The 16,772-nt window shown below is 71.0% G+C and carries 15 protein-coding genes; 9 read left to right on the plus strand and 6 right to left on the minus strand.

What is annotated here, in order from left to right:
* The first annotated feature begins 32 nt into the window (after nt 1–32).
* The 3 genes from ACGFR7_RS12790 (at nt 33) to ACGFR7_RS12800 (ending at nt 3,222) form a co-directional block, all read left to right on the plus strand.
* Nucleotides 33–551 (plus strand): DUF4240 domain-containing protein, encoded by a 519-nt coding sequence (locus ACGFR7_RS12790; protein ID WP_393317064.1) that lies wholly within the window; start codon nt 33–35, stop codon nt 549–551.
* Nucleotides 552–636: 85 nt separating this feature from the next.
* Nucleotides 637–1,521 carry a TIGR01777 family oxidoreductase gene (locus tag ACGFR7_RS12795; RefSeq protein WP_393317067.1) on the plus strand — a complete coding sequence of 295 codons (885 nt, stop codon included), beginning with the start codon at nt 637–639 and terminating at the stop codon, nt 1,519–1,521.
* Nucleotides 1,522–1,818: 297 nt separating this feature from the next.
* A complete protein-coding gene (locus ACGFR7_RS12800) occupies nt 1,819–3,222 on the plus strand; it encodes an FAD-dependent oxidoreductase (protein ID WP_393317070.1) in 1,404 nt (467 codons plus the stop codon).
* A 63-nt stretch (nt 3,223–3,285) separates the two neighbouring features.
* Here ACGFR7_RS12800 and ACGFR7_RS12805 read toward each other — a convergent pair whose 3' ends face one another.
* Nucleotides 3,286–4,740 carry a regulator gene (locus ACGFR7_RS12805; protein WP_393317073.1) on the minus strand — a complete coding sequence of 485 codons (1,455 nt, stop codon included), beginning with the start codon at nt 4,738–4,740 and terminating at the stop codon, nt 3,286–3,288.
* A 275-nt stretch (nt 4,741–5,015) separates the two neighbouring features.
* Between ACGFR7_RS12805 and lipB the strand changes: the two genes are divergently transcribed.
* The 4 genes from lipB (at nt 5,016) to ACGFR7_RS12825 (ending at nt 8,126) form a co-directional block, all read left to right on the plus strand.
* A complete protein-coding gene (gene lipB, locus ACGFR7_RS12810; protein ID WP_393317075.1) occupies nt 5,016–5,831 on the plus strand; it encodes a lipoyl(octanoyl) transferase LipB in 816 nt (271 codons plus the stop codon).
* Nucleotides 5,832–6,004: 173 nt separating this feature from the next.
* Nucleotides 6,005–6,955, plus strand: coding sequence for a lipoyl synthase (gene lipA / locus ACGFR7_RS12815; RefSeq protein ID WP_361136360.1), 951 nt, complete (start codon nt 6,005–6,007; stop codon nt 6,953–6,955).
* A gap of 222 nt (nt 6,956–7,177) precedes the next feature.
* Nucleotides 7,178–7,396 carry a hypothetical protein gene (locus ACGFR7_RS12820; protein ID WP_030990778.1) on the plus strand — a complete coding sequence of 73 codons (219 nt, stop codon included), beginning with the start codon at nt 7,178–7,180 and terminating at the stop codon, nt 7,394–7,396.
* Between the two features lie 10 nt (nt 7,397–7,406).
* The gene (locus tag ACGFR7_RS12825) at nt 7,407–8,126 is read left to right on the plus strand and encodes a DUF4191 domain-containing protein (protein WP_393317078.1); all 720 of its coding nucleotides are present in this window, start codon (nt 7,407–7,409) and stop codon (nt 8,124–8,126) included.
* A 284-nt stretch (nt 8,127–8,410) separates the two neighbouring features.
* On the opposite strand, the gene ACGFR7_RS12830 is transcribed toward ACGFR7_RS12825, so the two are convergent.
* On the minus strand, nt 8,411–8,878 hold the full coding sequence (locus tag ACGFR7_RS12830) for an RDD family protein (protein ID WP_380936541.1): 468 nt from the start codon (nt 8,876–8,878) through the stop codon (nt 8,411–8,413).
* Nucleotides 8,879–9,218: 340 nt separating this feature from the next.
* Between ACGFR7_RS12830 and glnA the strand changes: the two genes are divergently transcribed.
* A complete protein-coding gene (gene glnA, locus ACGFR7_RS12835) occupies nt 9,219–10,628 on the plus strand; it encodes a type I glutamate--ammonia ligase (protein ID WP_244415224.1) in 1,410 nt (469 codons plus the stop codon).
* A gap of 242 nt (nt 10,629–10,870) precedes the next feature.
* Here the strand turns inward: glnA and ACGFR7_RS12840 are convergent, their stop codons facing one another.
* The 4 genes from ACGFR7_RS12840 to ACGFR7_RS12855 form a co-directional block, all read right to left on the minus strand.
* Nucleotides 10,871–11,671 (minus strand): hypothetical protein, encoded by an 801-nt coding sequence (locus ACGFR7_RS12840; protein ID WP_393317082.1) that lies wholly within the window; start codon nt 11,669–11,671, stop codon nt 10,871–10,873.
* Nucleotides 11,668–13,662 carry a DUF6531 domain-containing protein gene (locus tag ACGFR7_RS12845; RefSeq protein ID WP_393317085.1) on the minus strand — a complete coding sequence of 665 codons (1,995 nt, stop codon included), beginning with the start codon at nt 13,660–13,662 and terminating at the stop codon, nt 11,668–11,670. The genes ACGFR7_RS12840 and ACGFR7_RS12845 overlap by 4 nt, the downstream gene beginning before the upstream one ends.
* 300 nt (nt 13,663–13,962) lie before the next feature.
* Nucleotides 13,963–14,661, minus strand: a complete 699-nt coding sequence (locus ACGFR7_RS12850) for a response regulator (protein ID WP_393317088.1) — start codon at nt 14,659–14,661, stop codon at nt 13,963–13,965.
* Nucleotides 14,658–15,692 carry a sensor histidine kinase gene (locus tag ACGFR7_RS12855; protein WP_393317090.1) on the minus strand — a complete coding sequence of 345 codons (1,035 nt, stop codon included), beginning with the start codon at nt 15,690–15,692 and terminating at the stop codon, nt 14,658–14,660. The genes ACGFR7_RS12850 and ACGFR7_RS12855 overlap by 4 nt, the downstream gene beginning before the upstream one ends.
* Nucleotides 15,693–16,151: 459 nt before the next feature.
* On the opposite strand from ACGFR7_RS12855, the gene ACGFR7_RS12860 reads away from it, so the two are divergent.
* The gene (locus ACGFR7_RS12860; protein ID WP_393317093.1) at nt 16,152–16,712 is read left to right on the plus strand and encodes a hypothetical protein; all 561 of its coding nucleotides are present in this window, start codon (nt 16,152–16,154) and stop codon (nt 16,710–16,712) included.
* Nucleotides 16,713–16,772: the final 60 nt, after the last annotated feature.

Here is a 16,772-nt window from a genome sequence, read left to right on the forward strand (position 1 = left end):
CGGGCGCCGGCAGGGCAGATGCTGGAGCGGTGATGGACGAGACGGAGTTCTGGGAACTGATCGACGGTTCCCGCGAGGCCGCCGCGGGCGACCCGGAGGAGCAGGCCGACGCGCTGGTCGAGCGGCTCCTCGGGCTCGACCCGGATGCCGTCGTGGACTTCGCCCGCCACTTCGAGGCCCGCTACAACCGGGCGTACTCCTGGGATCTGTGGGCCGCGGCCTCGGTGATGCTGGGCGGCGCGGGCGACGACGCCTTCGACTACTTCCGCTGCTGGCTGATCGGCCAGGGCCGGGAGGTCTTCGAGGGCGCGCTGCACGACCCCGACCAGCTCGCCGAGCTGCTGGACGACTTCGACGAGGCGGTGGACGGCGACGCCGAGGAGCTGGGCTATGCGGCCGACGAGGCGTACGAGCAGCTGACCGGCGGGGTGATGCCGGACCTGGGACTGCCCCCGCCGCCCCGTGAACCGGTCGGCACATACCTGGACTTCGACGACGACCGGGGCATGGCGGAGCGCTTTCCCACCCTCTGGGACCGTTTCAGGCCGTAGCCGCGGGGCCGGTTCACGCCGGGGGCGCGGCGGGCCCGGCCCTCGGATGTCACCACCGGTCCGTCGCTGCGGGCAGTATGGCCCCATGCGGATCGCGATCACCGGCTCGACCGGACTCATCGGCACAGCGCTCGTACGGTCCCTGCGCGCGGGAGGCCATGACGTCGTCCGGCTCGCCCGGCGCACGCCCACGGCCGCCGACGAGGTGCGCTGGGACCCCGGGCGCCAGGAGGTCGACACCGCCGGGCTGGCCGGCTGCGGGGCCGTCGTCCACCTGGCCGGCGCCGGGGTCGGCGACCACCGCTGGACGGCGGCCTACAAGCAGGAGATCCGTGACAGCCGGGTCCTGGGCACCCGGGCCCTCTCCTCGGCCCTCGCCGCCATGGACAGCCCGCCGGGAGTCCTGGTGTGCGGCAGCGCGATCGGCTACTACGGCGACACCGGCGACCGGCGGACGGACGAGAGCGCACCGGCCGGCCACGGGTTCCTGCCGGAGGTCTGTGTGGCCTGGGAGGACGCCGCGAGGCCGGCCGAGGAGGCGGGCATCCGTACCGTCTTCGCCCGCACCGGTCTGGTCGTGGCACGCTCCGGCGGCGCCTGGGGCCGGCTCTTCCCCCTCTTCCGGCTCGGGCTGGGCGGCCGGCTCGGCGACGGCAGCCAGTACTGGAGCTTCATCTCCCTGGAGGACCACATCAGGGCGCTGGGCCACCTCATCGACACCGAGGGCCTGGCCGGGCCGGTCAACCTCACGGCCCCGGAGCCGGTCACCAACCGCGAGGTCACCGCCGTGATGGGCCGTGTCCTGAACCGGCCCACGCTGTTCACCGTGCCGGCGCCGGTCCTGCGGGCCGCCCTGGGCGAGTTCGCCGGCGATGTGCTGGGCAGTCAGCGGGTCATTCCGCGGCGGCTGCTGGACTCCGGGTTCGCGTTCGCCCATCCGCGCATCATCGAGGCGGTCCGGGCCGCATAGCGCTCCCGGCCGCATAGCGCTCCCGGCCGCATAGCCGGCCGCACCGGGGAGTCCTTCGCGTCCTGCCGTCGTCCGCACCGCGGAGTCGTCCGCGTCACACCGCCGTCCGGGCGGCATAGCCGCGGGGCCACACGGGAAGCTTTGGCCAAGGGGCGCGTAGATGCGCCCCTTGGACGCCCCCTCTCGAACGGACCGCCGCCTCCTGCCGACCTCGCACGCCTCACCTCGGTATCCCCCATGGCGGCACCGGGCACGACAGGGGTGCGCCGCCGTTGGGACCGACCTCGGGAGGGGCATGTGCTGCGTACCGCATCGGCCGTGGACGTCGTCATCGTGGGGGCCGGTCCGGCCGGACTCGCCGCCGCCCGCCATCTGACCGGGGCGGGGGTGTCCGTCACGGTCCTGGAGGCCGCGCCGCGGATCGGCGGCCGGTCCGCCACCGACCACCTCGACGGCTTCCGGCTGGACCGCTGCGGCCGGCCGCTGGCCGTCTCCGCCACCGATCTGTGCCGTACCCCGGGCCTCGGCGATCTGACGCTCCGTCCGTTCGCGCCCGGTCTGAGCGTCCACAACGGCCAGCGGGCGCAGCGCGTCAGCGCGCCCCGGAGCGCGAAGGGTGCGCTGTCCGCGGCCCGTGCCCTCTCCCGCGCCGATCGCCGTACGGAACGCCGGACGGAACGCCGGACGGAGCGTCAGACGGTCCGCCTCACCGACCGGCGGACCGCGCCGCCCCCGGACCGCCGTGCCGACCGCCGTACGGACCGCCGCGCCGCCGGCACCGCCGCCGCTCCCCCTGCCTTCAGCCCCCAGGCCCCGCCCGCCGACCGTCCGATCCACGATGCCCTGGCGAGCCGCCCCGCCTTCCCGCACCGCGGCCATGACGCGTTCCTGCGGCCCCTGCTGGCCGCGCTGTTGTGCGATCCCAAGCTGCGCGGCTCCAGCCGGGGCGCGGCGGCGGCGCTGCGCGCCTACGCCCAGGGCCGGTTGTGGCTGCCGGCCGGCGGTGCCGCGGCCGTCCCCGAACTGCTCGCCGCGCCGCTGCCGCCCGGCACGGTCCGTACGTCCGTGCAGGTCACCGCCGTTTCCACCACCGGCGTCAGTACCGCGGAGCACGGTCATATCCCCTGTCGGGCGGTACTGGTGGCCACCGGCGCGCGGGAGGCGGCCGAGCTGTTGCCGGGGCTGCGGGTGCCGGCCTTCCACCCGGTCGCCGTCCTGCACCACACCGCGGCGGCGGACGGGGGCCGCGGCGATCCGTCCCGCGACACGGCCCTGGTCCTGCCGACCCAGGGCCCCGTCGCCTACAGCTACGCCGCCGGCGCCATCGACCCGTCCCGTACGCCACCGGGCCGGTCCCTGATCACCACGACCGTGCTCGGCGCCGCCGCGATGCTGCCCCTGTCCGTACTGGACAAGACGGTCCGCCCGCAGCTCGACCGGATCTACGGCGCGCACACCGACGACTGGCAGCTGCTGACCGCCCATCACGACCCGAATGCGGTCCCCGCGATGCCGGCGCCGCACGACCCGGAGCGGCCGGTGCGGGTGCTCGCCGGCCTGTATGTGTGCGGCGATCACCGTGACACCAGCACGCTCCAGGGCGCGCTGAACTCGGGCCGCAGGGCCGCCCGCGCGCTCCTCCAGGACTTCGGGCTGCCGACCTTCACCACGGAGCCGGACGCCCTGCCCACGGCGGCCTGAACCCGGGCGTCCTGGCCCGCCCTCACCCGGGCCGCCGGGCGGCCGGGCGTCCCTGGCCCGCCCTCACCCCAGCGCCGCCACCCGTTCGCGATAGCCCCGTACCGCCGCCGCGTCCCGGTAGGGCTCCAGGCGGCGCTCGAACTCCCTGACGTACTCGTGAGCCCGTACGGACCGCATCTCGGAGGCCTGGAGCGCCGCCTCGGCACCCAGCGTGCAGGCCTGCTCCAGTTCGCCCAGGCCCAGCCGCGCGGTCGCCAGCACCACCCGGCAGAAGAGCCTGCTGCGGGCGAAGCCGGCCGCGCGCAGCTGGAGGGAGCGCTCGGCATGCTGGGAGGCGGCGCGGTACTGCTGGAGATCGCGGTGGCAGTGCGCCAGCTCGTCGGCGAGCTGCGCCTCGTCGAAGAAACGCGCCCAGTACGGGGTGTCGTCACCGGGGCGGACGGTCTCCAGGGCCCGTTCGGCGCGGGCCAGCGCCGTCGTGCAGGCCCGGACCTCGCCCAGGACGCCGTGGCCGCGTGCCTCCGCGGCGTGCAGCAGCGCCTGCACGGCGGGCGGCGCGCTGCCGCCGATGCCCTGCTGGGCGACCCGCGCGAGCTGCACGGCTTCCCTGCCGTGCCCCAGGTAGACGGCCTGCCGGCTCATCGTCACCAGGACGTAGGACCCGTACGCCCGGTCCCCGGCGGCCTGGGCCAGCCGCAGGGCCTGGACGAAGTACCGCTGGGCCAGCCCGTGGGCCGCGATGTCGTACGAGGTCCAGCCGGCCAGCCGGGTCAGATCGGCGGCGGCCGCGAAGAGCCGGCGGCCGGTGGCCTCGCCGTAGCTGCCGCGGAGCATCGGCTCGGCCTCGTGCTCCAGATAGCGCACCAGGGCCTGGCGGGCGTGGCCGCCGCCGTAGGCGTGGTCCAGCGCCCGGAACAGCTCGCCGACCGAGCGCAGCGCCGCGATGTCACCGGAGGTGACCTTGGAACCCTGGGTGCGGTCGACGCGGTCGGTGCGGCGCTGGCGGGGCACCGTGACCCGGCCCTGTGCGGGGACCCGGCCCGCCCCGTCGCCGGTGGGCTCGCCGCGGGCGACCCGCTCGTCGGCGCGCCCGATCAGCCAGTCGCGGCTGGGCACCACGAGCCCGGCCGGGGTGAAGGCGATCTTGCGGAGCTCGGCATGGCTGCCGGAGTCCTTGCGCCACAGGCCGCTGACGATGTCCACCGCCTCGCTGGGGCTCGCGGCGAATTCCAGTCCGGCGTACACCGGCGCACAGGCGTCCAGGCCGAGGTCCTGGGCGGACAGCCGGCGCCCCAGCCGGCGGGTGAACACCTCCGCGATCAGGGCGGGGGTGGTGCCTCTGGGCTGCTGCCCGCGCAGCCAGCGGGTCACCGACGTCTTGTCGTACCGCAGATCGAGGCCGTGCTCGATGCCGAGCTGATCCACCCGTCTTGCCAGCCCGGCGTTGGAGAATCCCGCCTCGGCGATGAGCGCGGCGAGCTGGCGGTTGGGGGTGTGGTGCGGGGGTCGTTCCGTCATCAGCTTTACCGGTCTCCTGCCTTCCGGGCCGCTGCCGGGTTCGGCGGACCCTGTCCGGCATGCTCATTCGCCCTTGTGGAACGGCGTGAATGTAACGGCCTTCGGCGCCCCGATCGCCGCCTCCTCCCCGCGTTCATCCGATCGTGTGAGCAGGGGCGGGCGGTGCGGACAGCGGCCGCCTGCGGGGACCGGGAGGGGCGGCCGTACAGTGGCATGGGCGCGAAGTGGCATCAACGTTGCAGCAAAGTGCAACAAAGGTTCGAAGAGGAGCTGCCGTGACTGCGATCTCTCGGGGGGAGACCCCCGTACCCGAGGGGCTGCGCTTTGTGCATCTGGGCTTCGGCGCCGACGCCGTCGAGTACACCTCGGCATGGCAGGAGCAGCGCCGGGTGCACGCCGCCCGGTTCGCCGACGAGCTGCCCGACACCTGCCTGCTGCTGGAGCACCAGGCCGTCTACACCGCGGGACGCCGTACGGCCGACGAGGAGCGCCCGCTGGACGGGACCCCGGTCGTCGACGTGGACCGCGGCGGGAAGATCACCTGGCACGGGCCCGGCCAGCTGGTGGGCTACCCCATCCAGAAGCTGCCGCGCCCGGTGGACGTCGTGGCCCATGTCCGCCGGCTCGAAGAGGCGCTGATCCGGGTCTGCGCCGAGTTCGGCGTGGCGGGCACCCGGGTCGAGGGCCGCAGCGGCGTGTGGATCCTGGGCGACCCGGTCGAGGAGCGGGCGGCCCTGGGCGGGCTGAACCTCGACTTCGATCCGCGGCTGGCGGACGAGCTGTTCGACCCGCGGCTGAACGGCCCGGAGTACGCACCGTCCAACGCCGGCCAGCGCCGCGAGGACCGCAAGCTCGCCGCGATCGGCATCCGCGTCGCCAAGGGCGTCACGATGCACGGCTTCGCGCTGAATGTGAATCCGGACAACACCTCGTTCGACAAGATCGTGCCGTGCGGCATCCGGGACGCCGGCGTGGCCTCGCTCGCGGGCGAGCTGGGCCGCGAGATCACCATCGCCGAGGTGCTGCCCGCCGCCGAGAAACATCTGCGGGACGTCCTGGAGGGCGCCGAACTGCTCCCCCGTGCGGTCTGACCGGACGGTCGCCGGCCCGGCCGTCCCGGGCCGGACGGCCGTCCGGCCGGGGTCCTCCCCGGGCCGCCGGGAATGCCACCCCGCCATACGGGGTTGCCCCGCACGTAAAGACGTGCGAATCAACGGGCGTACCCTGGTGTACGCCGAAGAAACGAAGTCGTAGGGAGCCGGTCGTGTCCGCAGTCGCACCCGACGGACGCAAGATGTTGCGCCTGGAGGTCCGGAACAGCCAGACCCCCATCGAGCGCAAGCCCGAGTGGATCAAGACCCGGGCGAAGATGGGTCCCGAGTACAACCACCTCCAGGGCCTGGTCAAGAGCGAGGGCCTGCACACGGTCTGCCAGGAGGCGGGCTGCCCCAACATCTTCGAATGCTGGGAGGACCGCGAGGCGACCTTCCTCATCGGCGGTGACCAGTGCACCCGCCGCTGTGACTTCTGCCAGATCGACACCGGCAAGCCTCAGGAGCTGGACCGCGACGAGCCCCGCCGGGTCGCCGAGTCCGTGCAGACCATGGGTCTGAAGTACGCCACGATCACCGGCGTGGCGCGCGACGACCTGGACGACGGCGGCGCCTGGCTCTACGCCGAGACCGTCCGGCAGATCCACGCCGCGATGCCCGACACCGGCGTCGAGCTGCTGATCCCCGACTTCAACGCGGTCCCCGAGCAGCTGGCCGAGGTCTTCTCCTCCCGCCCGCAGGTCCTGGCCCACAACGTCGAGACGGTCCCGCGCATCTTCAAGCGCATCCGCCCCGGCTTCCGCTACGAGCGCTCGCTGGAGGTCATCTCCAAGTCCCGCGAGGCCGGCCTGGTCACCAAGTCCAACCTCATCCTGGGCATGGGCGAGGAGCGCGAGGAGATCAGCCAGGCGCTGCAGGACCTGTACGACGCGGGCTGCGAACTGATCACGATCACCCAGTACCTGCGCCCGACCGTGCGCCACCACCCCATCGAGCGCTGGGTCAAGCCCGCCGAGTTCGTGGAGCTCCAGGAAGAGGCCGAGGAGATCGGCTACGCCGGCGTGATGTCAGGACCGCTGGTCCGCTCCTCCTACCGCGCCGGCCGCCTCTACCAGCAGGCCATGGAGCGGCGCGAGGCCGAGGCGTCCAGTCAGGCGGTTTGATTTCCCCGGCGCGCCGTCTTGTGAAACGTGGCACATGCTTGAGGACGCGGCCCGCACTCCCCCTGACGGGGGGCGTGGGGGCCGCGTCAACGTTTCATCGGTGTTTGACCGGCAGGTCATCCGTTGGTAACACCTTTCCGTGACGATGGATGCACGCACCGCTCCCGCACCACTCCCGTATCACTCCTGCTTCTCCGAACGAATCAGAGGGAGTCACCCACCATGCAGGCCGCGCCGCTCCGCGCCAATCCCGCCCTCCCCATCCCTTCGGTCACCGGTGCGCTGCGTGCCGTCGAGGCCGTCCTGATGCGCGGCGGACAGCGCACCGCCCGCCGTAACGCCTGGACTTCGGTCCTGGAGGACCGCCGCCGCGCCAAGGACCGCCACGAGGCCGAGTACGTACTGGAGGCCGCGGCGACCCACCGCCCGCACGCCACGTAGACTGCGCTGTATGGCGAGGAAGGTAAATGCTGAGGGCGCTGCCGGCGCTGCCGGCGCTGAGAACACCGGGCGGCTGAAGCAGATCGCCCTGACCTACAAGATGACCCGTCGGGTCGACTCGAAGGTCGGTCTAGTCGTCGCTGGTGTAGGCATCGTCGTATTCGGCGTTCTCCTTGCCATCGGCTTCGCGATCGGCCACGAAATCTACGCGGGGATCCTGGGCTTCGTCCTGGCCTTCCTCGCCATGGCGATCGTCTTCGGACGACGCGCCGAGCGGGCTGCCTTCGGGCAGATGGAAGGCCAGCCCGGTGCGGCGGCCGCCGTGCTGGACAACGTCGGCCGCGGCTGGACGGTGACCCCCGCGGTCGCCATGAACCGCAGCCAGGACGTGGTCCACCGCGCCGTTGGCAAGGCCGGGATCGTGCTGGTCGGCGAGGGCAACCCGAACCGGCTGCGCGGCCTGCTGGCCGCCGAGAAGAAGCGGATGGCGCGCACCGTCGCCGACGCCCCGGTCCACGACATCATCGTGGGCGACGGCGAGGGCCAGGTGCCGCTGAAGAAGCTCCGTACGACGCTGCTGAAGCTGCCGCGCGTACTCCCCGGCGCCCAGGTCACCGCCGTCAACGACCGGCTCAAGGCGCTGGGCGACCTGATGAGCAACATGCCGGTCCCGAAGGGCCCCATGCCGAAGGGCATGCGCATGCCCAAGGGCGGCGGCAAGACCCGCTGACCGTGGCGGCCGGCCGCACCCGCGTCCGGCCGGCGGACCGACACCCTGACCGAACGACGGCGCCCCGGGGCCTGTGGCTCCGGGGCGTTTCGTCATGCGGGGCGTTTCGCATGCGTGGGGGCGTGCGGGCGTACGGACGTGATGGCCTCGGGACGGGCGTACGGAGGTGACGGCCTGCGGGACGGGCGTACGGACGGTACCGGCTCAGGTCTCGCCCCGGAAGCTCAGGTAGCGCGCCCGGCCGGGCCGGCGGGGCCACCGCGGCCGGCTCACGGTATACGGGCTCAGATGCGGACCTGTACGGCGCGCGAGAGGCGGTCGTGCAGCCCCCGCCCGTCCCGGTCCCAGACCACGGCCGGGATGACCACGACGAGCAGCACCGTGCGCAGCACGACCCGCGGCAGCGAAATCCGGCCGCCGCCTTCGGCGACCACCCGCAGGCCCAGCAGCCGCTTGCCCGGTGTGAACCCGACCGTGCCCACCGTCAGCACGCTGAGCACCGCGAAGACCACCAGCGCCCAGTTGCTCGCCGACTGCGCCTTACCGCCGCTGAGCAGGCCGTAGGCGATGAGCATGCACAGCGCCCAGTCGAGGAAGAGCGCGGCGAAGCGGCGCCCGGGGCGCGCGATCGAGCCCGGCCCCGTCTCCGGCAGCCCGAGCTGCTGCCCGCGGTACCCGAACTCGACACCCATGTCCTCGGCTGCCGCGCGGGGCCCGGAGATCCACGATCCGATTGCTTGCCTGTTGTCCACCCGACCACGGTACTGCGACCGCATACATTCGCTGCGCCGAGGTCCGGTGCGAGGCGGCTCGGGCCCCCCTTCCGGGCCGGGACCCGGGGGCGTGCCGCCAGGGGCGGAACGACTCGGCACGGCGCCGCAACGAACGGCCGCCACCCCGGGCCAAAATGCCCCTTTATGGGTCACACTGGTGAATAAAGGCAGGCGTGCGCCGGTTAACCTCGGCGAAACAAATGGGTCATGCTTGGGAAATCCCGCCTGCCTATGGTCGGGCAACGCGCCACCGCACATGGTCGCGTTCCGAGTAGCAATCCCGCGTCCGCCGACCGGTGACCGGGCTAGGAGGAGTTGGATGTTCCAGAACGCCGACGAGGCCAAGAAGTTCATCGCCGACGAGGACGTGAAGTTCGTTGACGTCCGGTTCTGCGACCTGCCCGGTGTGATGCAGCACTTCACGATCCCGGCGAAGGCGTTCGACCCGGCCGAGGAACTGGCCTTCGACGGTTCCTCGATCCGCGGCTTCCAGGCCATCCACGAGTCCGACATGGCGCTGCGCGCGGACCTGTCGACGGCTCGTGTGGACCCGTTCCGCCGCGACAAGACCGTCAACATCAACTTCTTCATCCACGACCCGATCACCGGCGAGCAGTACAGCCGTGACCCGCGGAACATCGCCAAGAAGGCCGAGGCCTACCTCGCCTCGACCGGTATCGCGGACACCGCGTTCTTCGGCCCCGAGGCCGAGTTCTACGTCTTCGACAGCGTGCGCTTCGAGACCGGCGCGAACCAGTCCTTCTACCACATCGACTCCGAGGCCGGCGCCTGGAACACCGGTTCGGAGGAGAACAACCGCGGCTACAAGGTCCGCTACAAGGGCGGCTACTTCCCGGCCCCGCCGGTCGACCACTTCGCCGACCTGCGCGCCGAGATCTCCCTGGAGCTGGACGCGGCCGGCCTGCAGGTCGAGCGCCAGCACCACGAGGTCGGCACCGCCGGCCAGGCCGAGATCAACTACAAGTTCAACACGCTGCTCGCCGCGGCCGACGACCTGATGCTCTTCAAGTACATCGTGAAGAACGTCGCCTGGCGCAACGGCAAGACCGCGACCTTCATGCCCAAGCCGATCTTCGGCGACAACGGCTCCGGTATGCACGTCCACCAGTCGCTGTGGCAGGGCGGCAGCCCGCTCTTCTACGACGAGCAGGGCTACGCGGGCCTCTCGGACACCGCCCGCTACTACATCGGCGGCATCCTCAAGCACGCCCCGTCGCTGCTGGCCTTCACCAACCCGACGGTGAACTCCTACCACCGCCTGGTCCCCGGCTTCGAGGCCCCGGTCAACCTGGTCTACTCGCAGCGCAACCGCTCCGCGGCCATGCGTATCCCGATCACGGGCTCGAACCCCAAGGCCAAGCGCGTCGAGTTCCGCGCGCCGGACCCGTCCTCGAACCCGTACCTCGCCTTCTCCGCCCTCCTCCTCGCGGGCCTGGACGGCGTCAAGAACAAGATCGAGCCGGCCGAGCCGATCGACAAGGACCTCTACGAGCTCGCCCCCGAGGAGCACGCGGGCGTCCCCCAGGTCCCCACCTCCCTCCCCGCCGTCCTCGACGCCCTCGAGGCCGACAACGAGTACCTCCAGCAGGGCGGTGTCTTCACCTCCGACCTGATCGAGACCTGGATCGACTACAAGCGCACCAACGAGATCGCCCCGATCCAGCTCCGCCCGCACCCGCACGAGTTCGAGCTGTACTTCGACATCTAGAAAGTAAAGCTCGAACTCGGCAAGCCGACGGAAAAGATCAGAGCGGTTGCCTCCACCCGAGTGGAGGCAACCGCTCGTCGTCTGTCGCGACCCTCTGCTTCATAGACATCCAGAGCCCAGCTGGATTCGCTATGTGGCCCAGGCTGCAGATCAGATACGCGTCTGGCTCGCCCACTTGGGTCCGCCGTGGATGGTTGCCGACTGTCCTTTGCCGACCCTGGACCGTCGACGCGACACGGACGCTACCCCACCTCGCGCGCCGGCTCGGCCTCGAACGCCATGAGCGTCAGTCCTGTGACGTGGATGACGGCGTTCCACTCGTCCTGGGTCAAGTCCGGGAATTCCTCCAGTACACAGCTGGGGACAGGACAGCCACCAGCGCTCAGCACTACCTCCGCGACGGCCAACCCCGAGCGGCTGAGGCACAAGCGCGGTCCTTGCTGAGGCTCCCCGGTGCGCAGCACCGCGATGCGCTGAGCGGCGTCCTTGTTGTCGGGTGTCTCCGACGCGAAGTTCAGGAGCGCGGTACGCAATTGCTCAGTGAGTTCGTCCTGGTGCAGGTCAGCGCGTTCTGAAATGGCAGCCAGCGCCTGGCAGAACTGCTCTCTCGCTACCGACCGGGGCGGTCTCGGGGTGACCTGCGGACGTTGGCCGGCATCGTCGCGCACAGGCTCGGGCTCCGACTGAAGACCCATGAAGATGAGCTTGGAGACCAGCAGTACGGCCTCCCACTCCTCCTGGCGCAAAGTCGGATAACTCTCCTGCACTTGGGGCGGAAGGTCGCTCTGGTCTGCGTACAAGAGCACATCCGGCAGCTCTACGTCGTAGTCCGCAAGCCGAAGACCGAGGCTTCGTCCCCAGGGGTGGTCCTCAGCGCCAACGGTGATCAGTTCGACACGCGATCGCTCGCCCAGCGCCTCCGAAGCCAGTTCGCGCAGCGCGGTGGTGACTGCCGCACTGAGGCCGGCCTCGTTTACGTCACCCCTTTCGCCGACATACAGCAGGGCATCGCGCAGGCGTCCGCGCGGCGATGACGGATTCATCGTCTCCTCCTACGGCCACCGCCTGAGTCGAGCGGCTGGACGTTCGTCTTCTCCACGTACTTGTCGAACTCATCGATCTTGTCCGCCGGTACCGCATAGCGGCCTGGCTCGTTGGTCGGCTTGATCTCGTACTGTTTCAGCCAGGCCAATACCTCTGGCTTGCAGTGGAACTCCATTTTGTGGGTGTAATTCTTGCTCTTGCCCAGCGTGCCGGGGTTGACCTTGCCGGTCTGGGCGATCCACTTTGGCTGCCGTTCGTGGCCGGGCCTCGGGACAAGGCCCCCGTTCGGCTTCACTGCTGCGCTCGCCTTCGCTTGATGCCCGAACGAGCCGTACTCATAGCTGGTGGTGGCTCCGGCCGGATCGATGATCTGCAGCAGGTTTCCGCAATCGTCGTAGGCGTACTGCCAGCCCGCGCCGTCCGCACCGACCATGAGGAGGGGCTGGTGGATGTCGTTGTAGACAGCGGTCATCCGCGAGCCGTCGGGGCGGGTGACCGCGGTGGCGTTGCCCGCCGCGTCGTACTCCATCGTGACCGTACGGCCCAGCGGGTCCGTACGCCGCAGCAGTCGGCGGTACCGGTCCCATTCGAAGGTGGTGACCGCGCCCGAGGGATCGGTTTCCCTTGTCGTCTGACCGCGCTCGTTGAGGTGGTAGACAGTGACCTGTCCCAGTGCATCGGTCACCCGGGTGCAGCGCGCCTCGTCGTCGTACACGAAGACGGCATCGAGGAAACTGCCCTCGCCGCGGGTCTCGACACAGCGCCCCGCCGCGTCGTAGAGGTAGCCGTACCGATGCCGATTGCGGTCGGTCCAGGAGGTGATCCTGCCGTCCTGGTCATACGTGAAGCGCATTGGTACACCGGACGAGTTGGTGACCTCAGTGAGATCCCCGTTACCGTCATAGGCGAATGCAGTCAGCAGCAGTCCCACCGCGGAGTCGTCCTCGGCCTCCGCACTACCGGTGGGCTCGGCGGCCAGTGCCACCGCGTCGGAACTCCTCGCACCCAGCAGGCGCAGTCCGGTTATCCGTAGCCCTGCGGTCTCGACACGGATCCGGCATCCGCCGCTGTGCCAGACCTCGCTGGGGGCGCCGTCGTCGGAATAGTCGATGTCGATCTGATTCCCGTACCGGTCGGTGATGGCCGTCAGCGGGAGCTGTGAGGCGCTCAACCCTCTCAGCTCACCCGTGACGTTGGCCGGCTTGGCAAAGTGCCAGGAGCGTCCCTCCTGCGGGTCGCTGATGCGGAGTCCACCGGGCGTTTCCGGGTCCCAGCCAAGCGGCCATCGGGGGCCCTCGACGGGGAGGACCGGCTCATCATGCCCGGGCACCGGGTAGACCAAGATCATGCCGTCCTCGGCAGCGAAGACGACACCTTTGTCGTCGAGCTCCAGGCGCTGGTCGAGGGTCGAGGACCACGACGGACCGAACCACCCGCCACAGCGGTACGAGGACACATGGGTTCGCGAGAGCAGTAGCGGCAGAACAGCCGGCAGGCTGACGTCCTCTTGAGCCAGGACCATCTCACCCGAGGCGATGTCGATCGGGTCGCTTCGACAGTTACGGCTGTCCGCTGGGGTGCTGGTCTTGTGCGGTTCTGCTGCCCCGTTCCGCAGGGGCGATTTCGGTGAGCTGCTTCCCGGCTTCTTGCCGCCGACTCGGTTACCGATCCCGCCGCTGCCACCCCCCGGCGCCTTCGGGTCCTTCTTGTCGCCCTTGCCGATTCCTGTGAAGTGCTCAGCCAGCTTGCGGTCGTTGTCCTGATGGTTCTTGGCCATCTGCTTCACACCACGGGTCATGTTGTCGTCGAGGTGCTTGGCGGTCTTCTTGACGCCGTCCTCGATGCCGTCGATGACCTTGTCCAACATCGCGTTAGCCGCGTCAGCTATGGCGTCCTTGCCACGGGTACGCCCGTGGTGACTTCTGGCCCGGCCGATCTTGCCGCCTGCCTTGTTACGGAAGGTGCCACCTGCGCTCTGCAGGCCGGTCACTACGCGGTCGTGCTCATCCGGATCGAAACTGAACCCTCCGCCGGCGCCTCCGCCCCCACTGCCGCCGCCGGCACTGAGGAGTTCCATCGGGTTGTCGCGGCCGATTTCGCGGAGTCCTTGGCATCCTGCACGCCCTGCTGGAGACCTTCCTTGCCGGCCTTGGCGGTCTGCCCCAGGTCCACTCCGTCCTTGGTTCCGAGGGCATTGGCGCCACTTATCATGCTTTACTTCGACATCTAAGCCGGAGTCCTGCGAAGGCCGCCGCCCAGTCTTTGGGGTGGCGGCCTTCGCCGTTGGGGCTCACGAGGTGTCAGGCCGGGCCGGTGGTGCGGGGTGTGGTGGTTGCGCCGGGAGGGTCCCTGGAGTTGCGAGGCCTGATTGCCAGGACCAGGCGGCGATTCCTACGCGGTTGCGGACGCCCAGCTTGGCTTGGACGTTGGCGAGGTGGGTCTTCACTGTGCCGGGGGTGATGACCAGTCGGGCGGCGATTTCTGCGTTTGTCAGGCCGTGGGATGCCAGGCGGGCGATTTCGCGTTCGCGGGTGGTGAGTGGGCCCGGGGCCGGGGTGGCGGTGGCCGGTGGGGTGAGGTGGCGTAGGAGACGGACGGTGATTTGGGGGCTGATCAGGGTGTCGCCTGCCATTGCCGCCCGTACCGCCTCGATCAGGAGGGTGGGGCCGGAGCGTTTCAGCAGGAAGCCGGCGGCGCCGTGGCGGAGGGCGGCGTGGACGTAGTCGTCGAGGTCGAAGGTGGTGACGACCACGACCCGGGTGTGCGCGGCGAGTCGGCGGGTGACCTCCAGGCCGTCGAGGCGGGGCATCCGGATGTCGGCGAGGACGACGTCGGGGCGCAGGGTGCGGGCGAGGTCGACGGCGTGGATGCCGTCCGCGGCCTCTCCGACCACGGTCATGTCCGGCTGGGAGTCGAGGATCATCCGGAAGCCGCTGCGGACGTCGTGCTGGTCGTCGGCGATCAGTACGCGGGTCGGGGTCGGCGTCATACCGGGTCTCCAGGGGCGGGAAGTGGGGCGGGGAGGGTCGCGGTAAGGCGCCAGGTGCCGTTGTCGCCGGCGGTGTGGAGGGTGCCGTTCAGGGCGCGGACGCGTTCGGTGAGGGCGAGCAGGCCGGTTCCGCCGTTGTCGCGGGCGTGGCTGCGGGTGCGGCCGGTGTCGTTGGTGATGGTCAGGCGGACGGATTCGTCCTCGTGGGTGAGAGTCACCTCGACAGCGGCCGCGTCGGGGGCGTGCCGGCGGACGTTCGTCAGGGCTTCGGTGACGACCCGCTGGATCGTGGCGGCGGCCTCGCGGGAGAGTGCCCTCTGCGCCGCGGGGGTGACGGTGAGACGGGCCCGGGTGCGGCCGGCCGCGTCGAACCTGTCGACGAGTTCGGTGAGCCGGGCCGTGCCGGGGAGGGCCGCGCGGCCGGCCTCGCGGCCCGGCTCCCGCAACAGGTGGACCGTGCGGTCGATCGAGGCCAGCGCGGCAAGGCCCGCCCGCTCGATCCGCTCCAGCGCACCGGCCACCAGCTCCGGGTCCCGGTCGGCCACGAAGCGGGCGGCCTGGGCCTGCGCCACGATGCCGCTGATGTCGTGGGCGACGAAGTCATGGAGGTCGTGGGCGAGTTCCAGCTGCTGCCGGTGCCGGGCCTCGCGGACGGCCCGGGCTCCGCGGCGTTCCATCAGCCGGGGGTAACCGCCCACTGCGGCCGCCGCCAGCGTGGGCAGGAACCAGAACGCCCCTATGCCGACCCGTTCGTAGAGTGACGCGGCCGGCACGAGCGGCTGGGCCCAGAGCATGAGCGCGGCTGCCGCGAGGCCGGTGCCCGCGGCCGCCTCCCGGCACGGCGCCCACCGGAAAGCGGCCGCCTGCAGCACGACGAGCGCCGTCGCCGCCGCGAAGAGCGGGCCGGAGTAGTCCTGTGCGGTGTCCGGGGCCCCTCCGAAGGTGGCGGTGAGCAGGAGCGCCGCTGTGAGCGCGGTCGCTCGGCCCGACCAGGCACGTACCGACGGTAACGACGCAGGGCGATGTCTCATCGCCGCCCTCTCCCCCGGCCCGCGCGGGCACGTGCCGCTGCAAGGCCATGTGCCAGTCCCATCAGTGGTCCTCTCCCCCGGCCCGCCTGGTCCCCGCCCGGCGGGCACCTCCCCACGGTCTCGCGGGCGCGTCCTCCGCTCGGTCTCGCGGGCGCGTCCTCCCCACGGTCCCGCGGGCGTGTCCTCCGTCCGGTCCAGCTTATGGAGCGCGCTACGGGTGCCGCCTCTGCCGATCGGCACAGTCCGCCGCTTCCCGCGCCCGGAGATCTGCCGGTTGGCCGATGGCCGCGGACCCGCCCCGCCTCGGAAGCTGATCGCGTCACCGGGGCGATGCGGCCCCAACGGGTCCTGGAAGGCGGGTTGTTCGGTATGCGATATGTGAGGACGACGGTGGGTGGCGCGTCAGGGAGTGCCGCTGCCGAATCAGCCGGCAGGTTGGGCGCATCCGGTTCATCCCGTGTGGCGGCCGCGAAGTCCACGGCCGTCACCGAGCCACCGCGCTGGGTGGTCCGGCTCGCGCGCCTCGCCGCGTTGGCCCCGCTGCCGAGCGGCCTGTGGCGGATCGTGGCGGCCCTGGGGATACCGGTCGGCTTCACCGGTGACGAGGCGATGGCCACGGTGACCTTCGGCAGCGGGTTCTCGCTCTACATGATCGCTCTGACCCTGTTCGCCGAGGGCCTCGGGTTGCTGACGCTCGGCCTGGTGCAGCGCTGGGGCGAGGTCTTTCCCCGCTGGATCCCGCTCCTCAGTGGCCGGCGGGTACCCACGGCGGTGGCCGTGCTCCCGGCCGGGCTGGGGGCTGCCGTCCTCACCGCCTTCGGCGGGCTGGGGGCGCTCGGCTGGAACGCGCCGCAGGCCATGGGCCACCCGGACGCACCGGACGGCATCGCGTACTGGATCATGACCGCCTGCTATCTGCCGCTGACGGCCTGGGGTCCGCTGCTCGCCGTGGTGACCGGACATTACTGGCTGCGACGTCATCGGGCTCGGCTGGTTCATCTGGTTCGCCGGTCACGGTGACAGCCAAGAACGCCGGTCACGGTGACAGCCAAGGACTCCGCCACGGTCCCCGCCATGGTC

The sequence above is a fragment of the Streptomyces sp. NPDC048516 genome (assembly GCF_043199875.1).
In the GTDB taxonomy this organism is placed as follows: Bacteria; Actinomycetota; Actinomycetes; order Streptomycetales; family Streptomycetaceae; genus Streptomyces.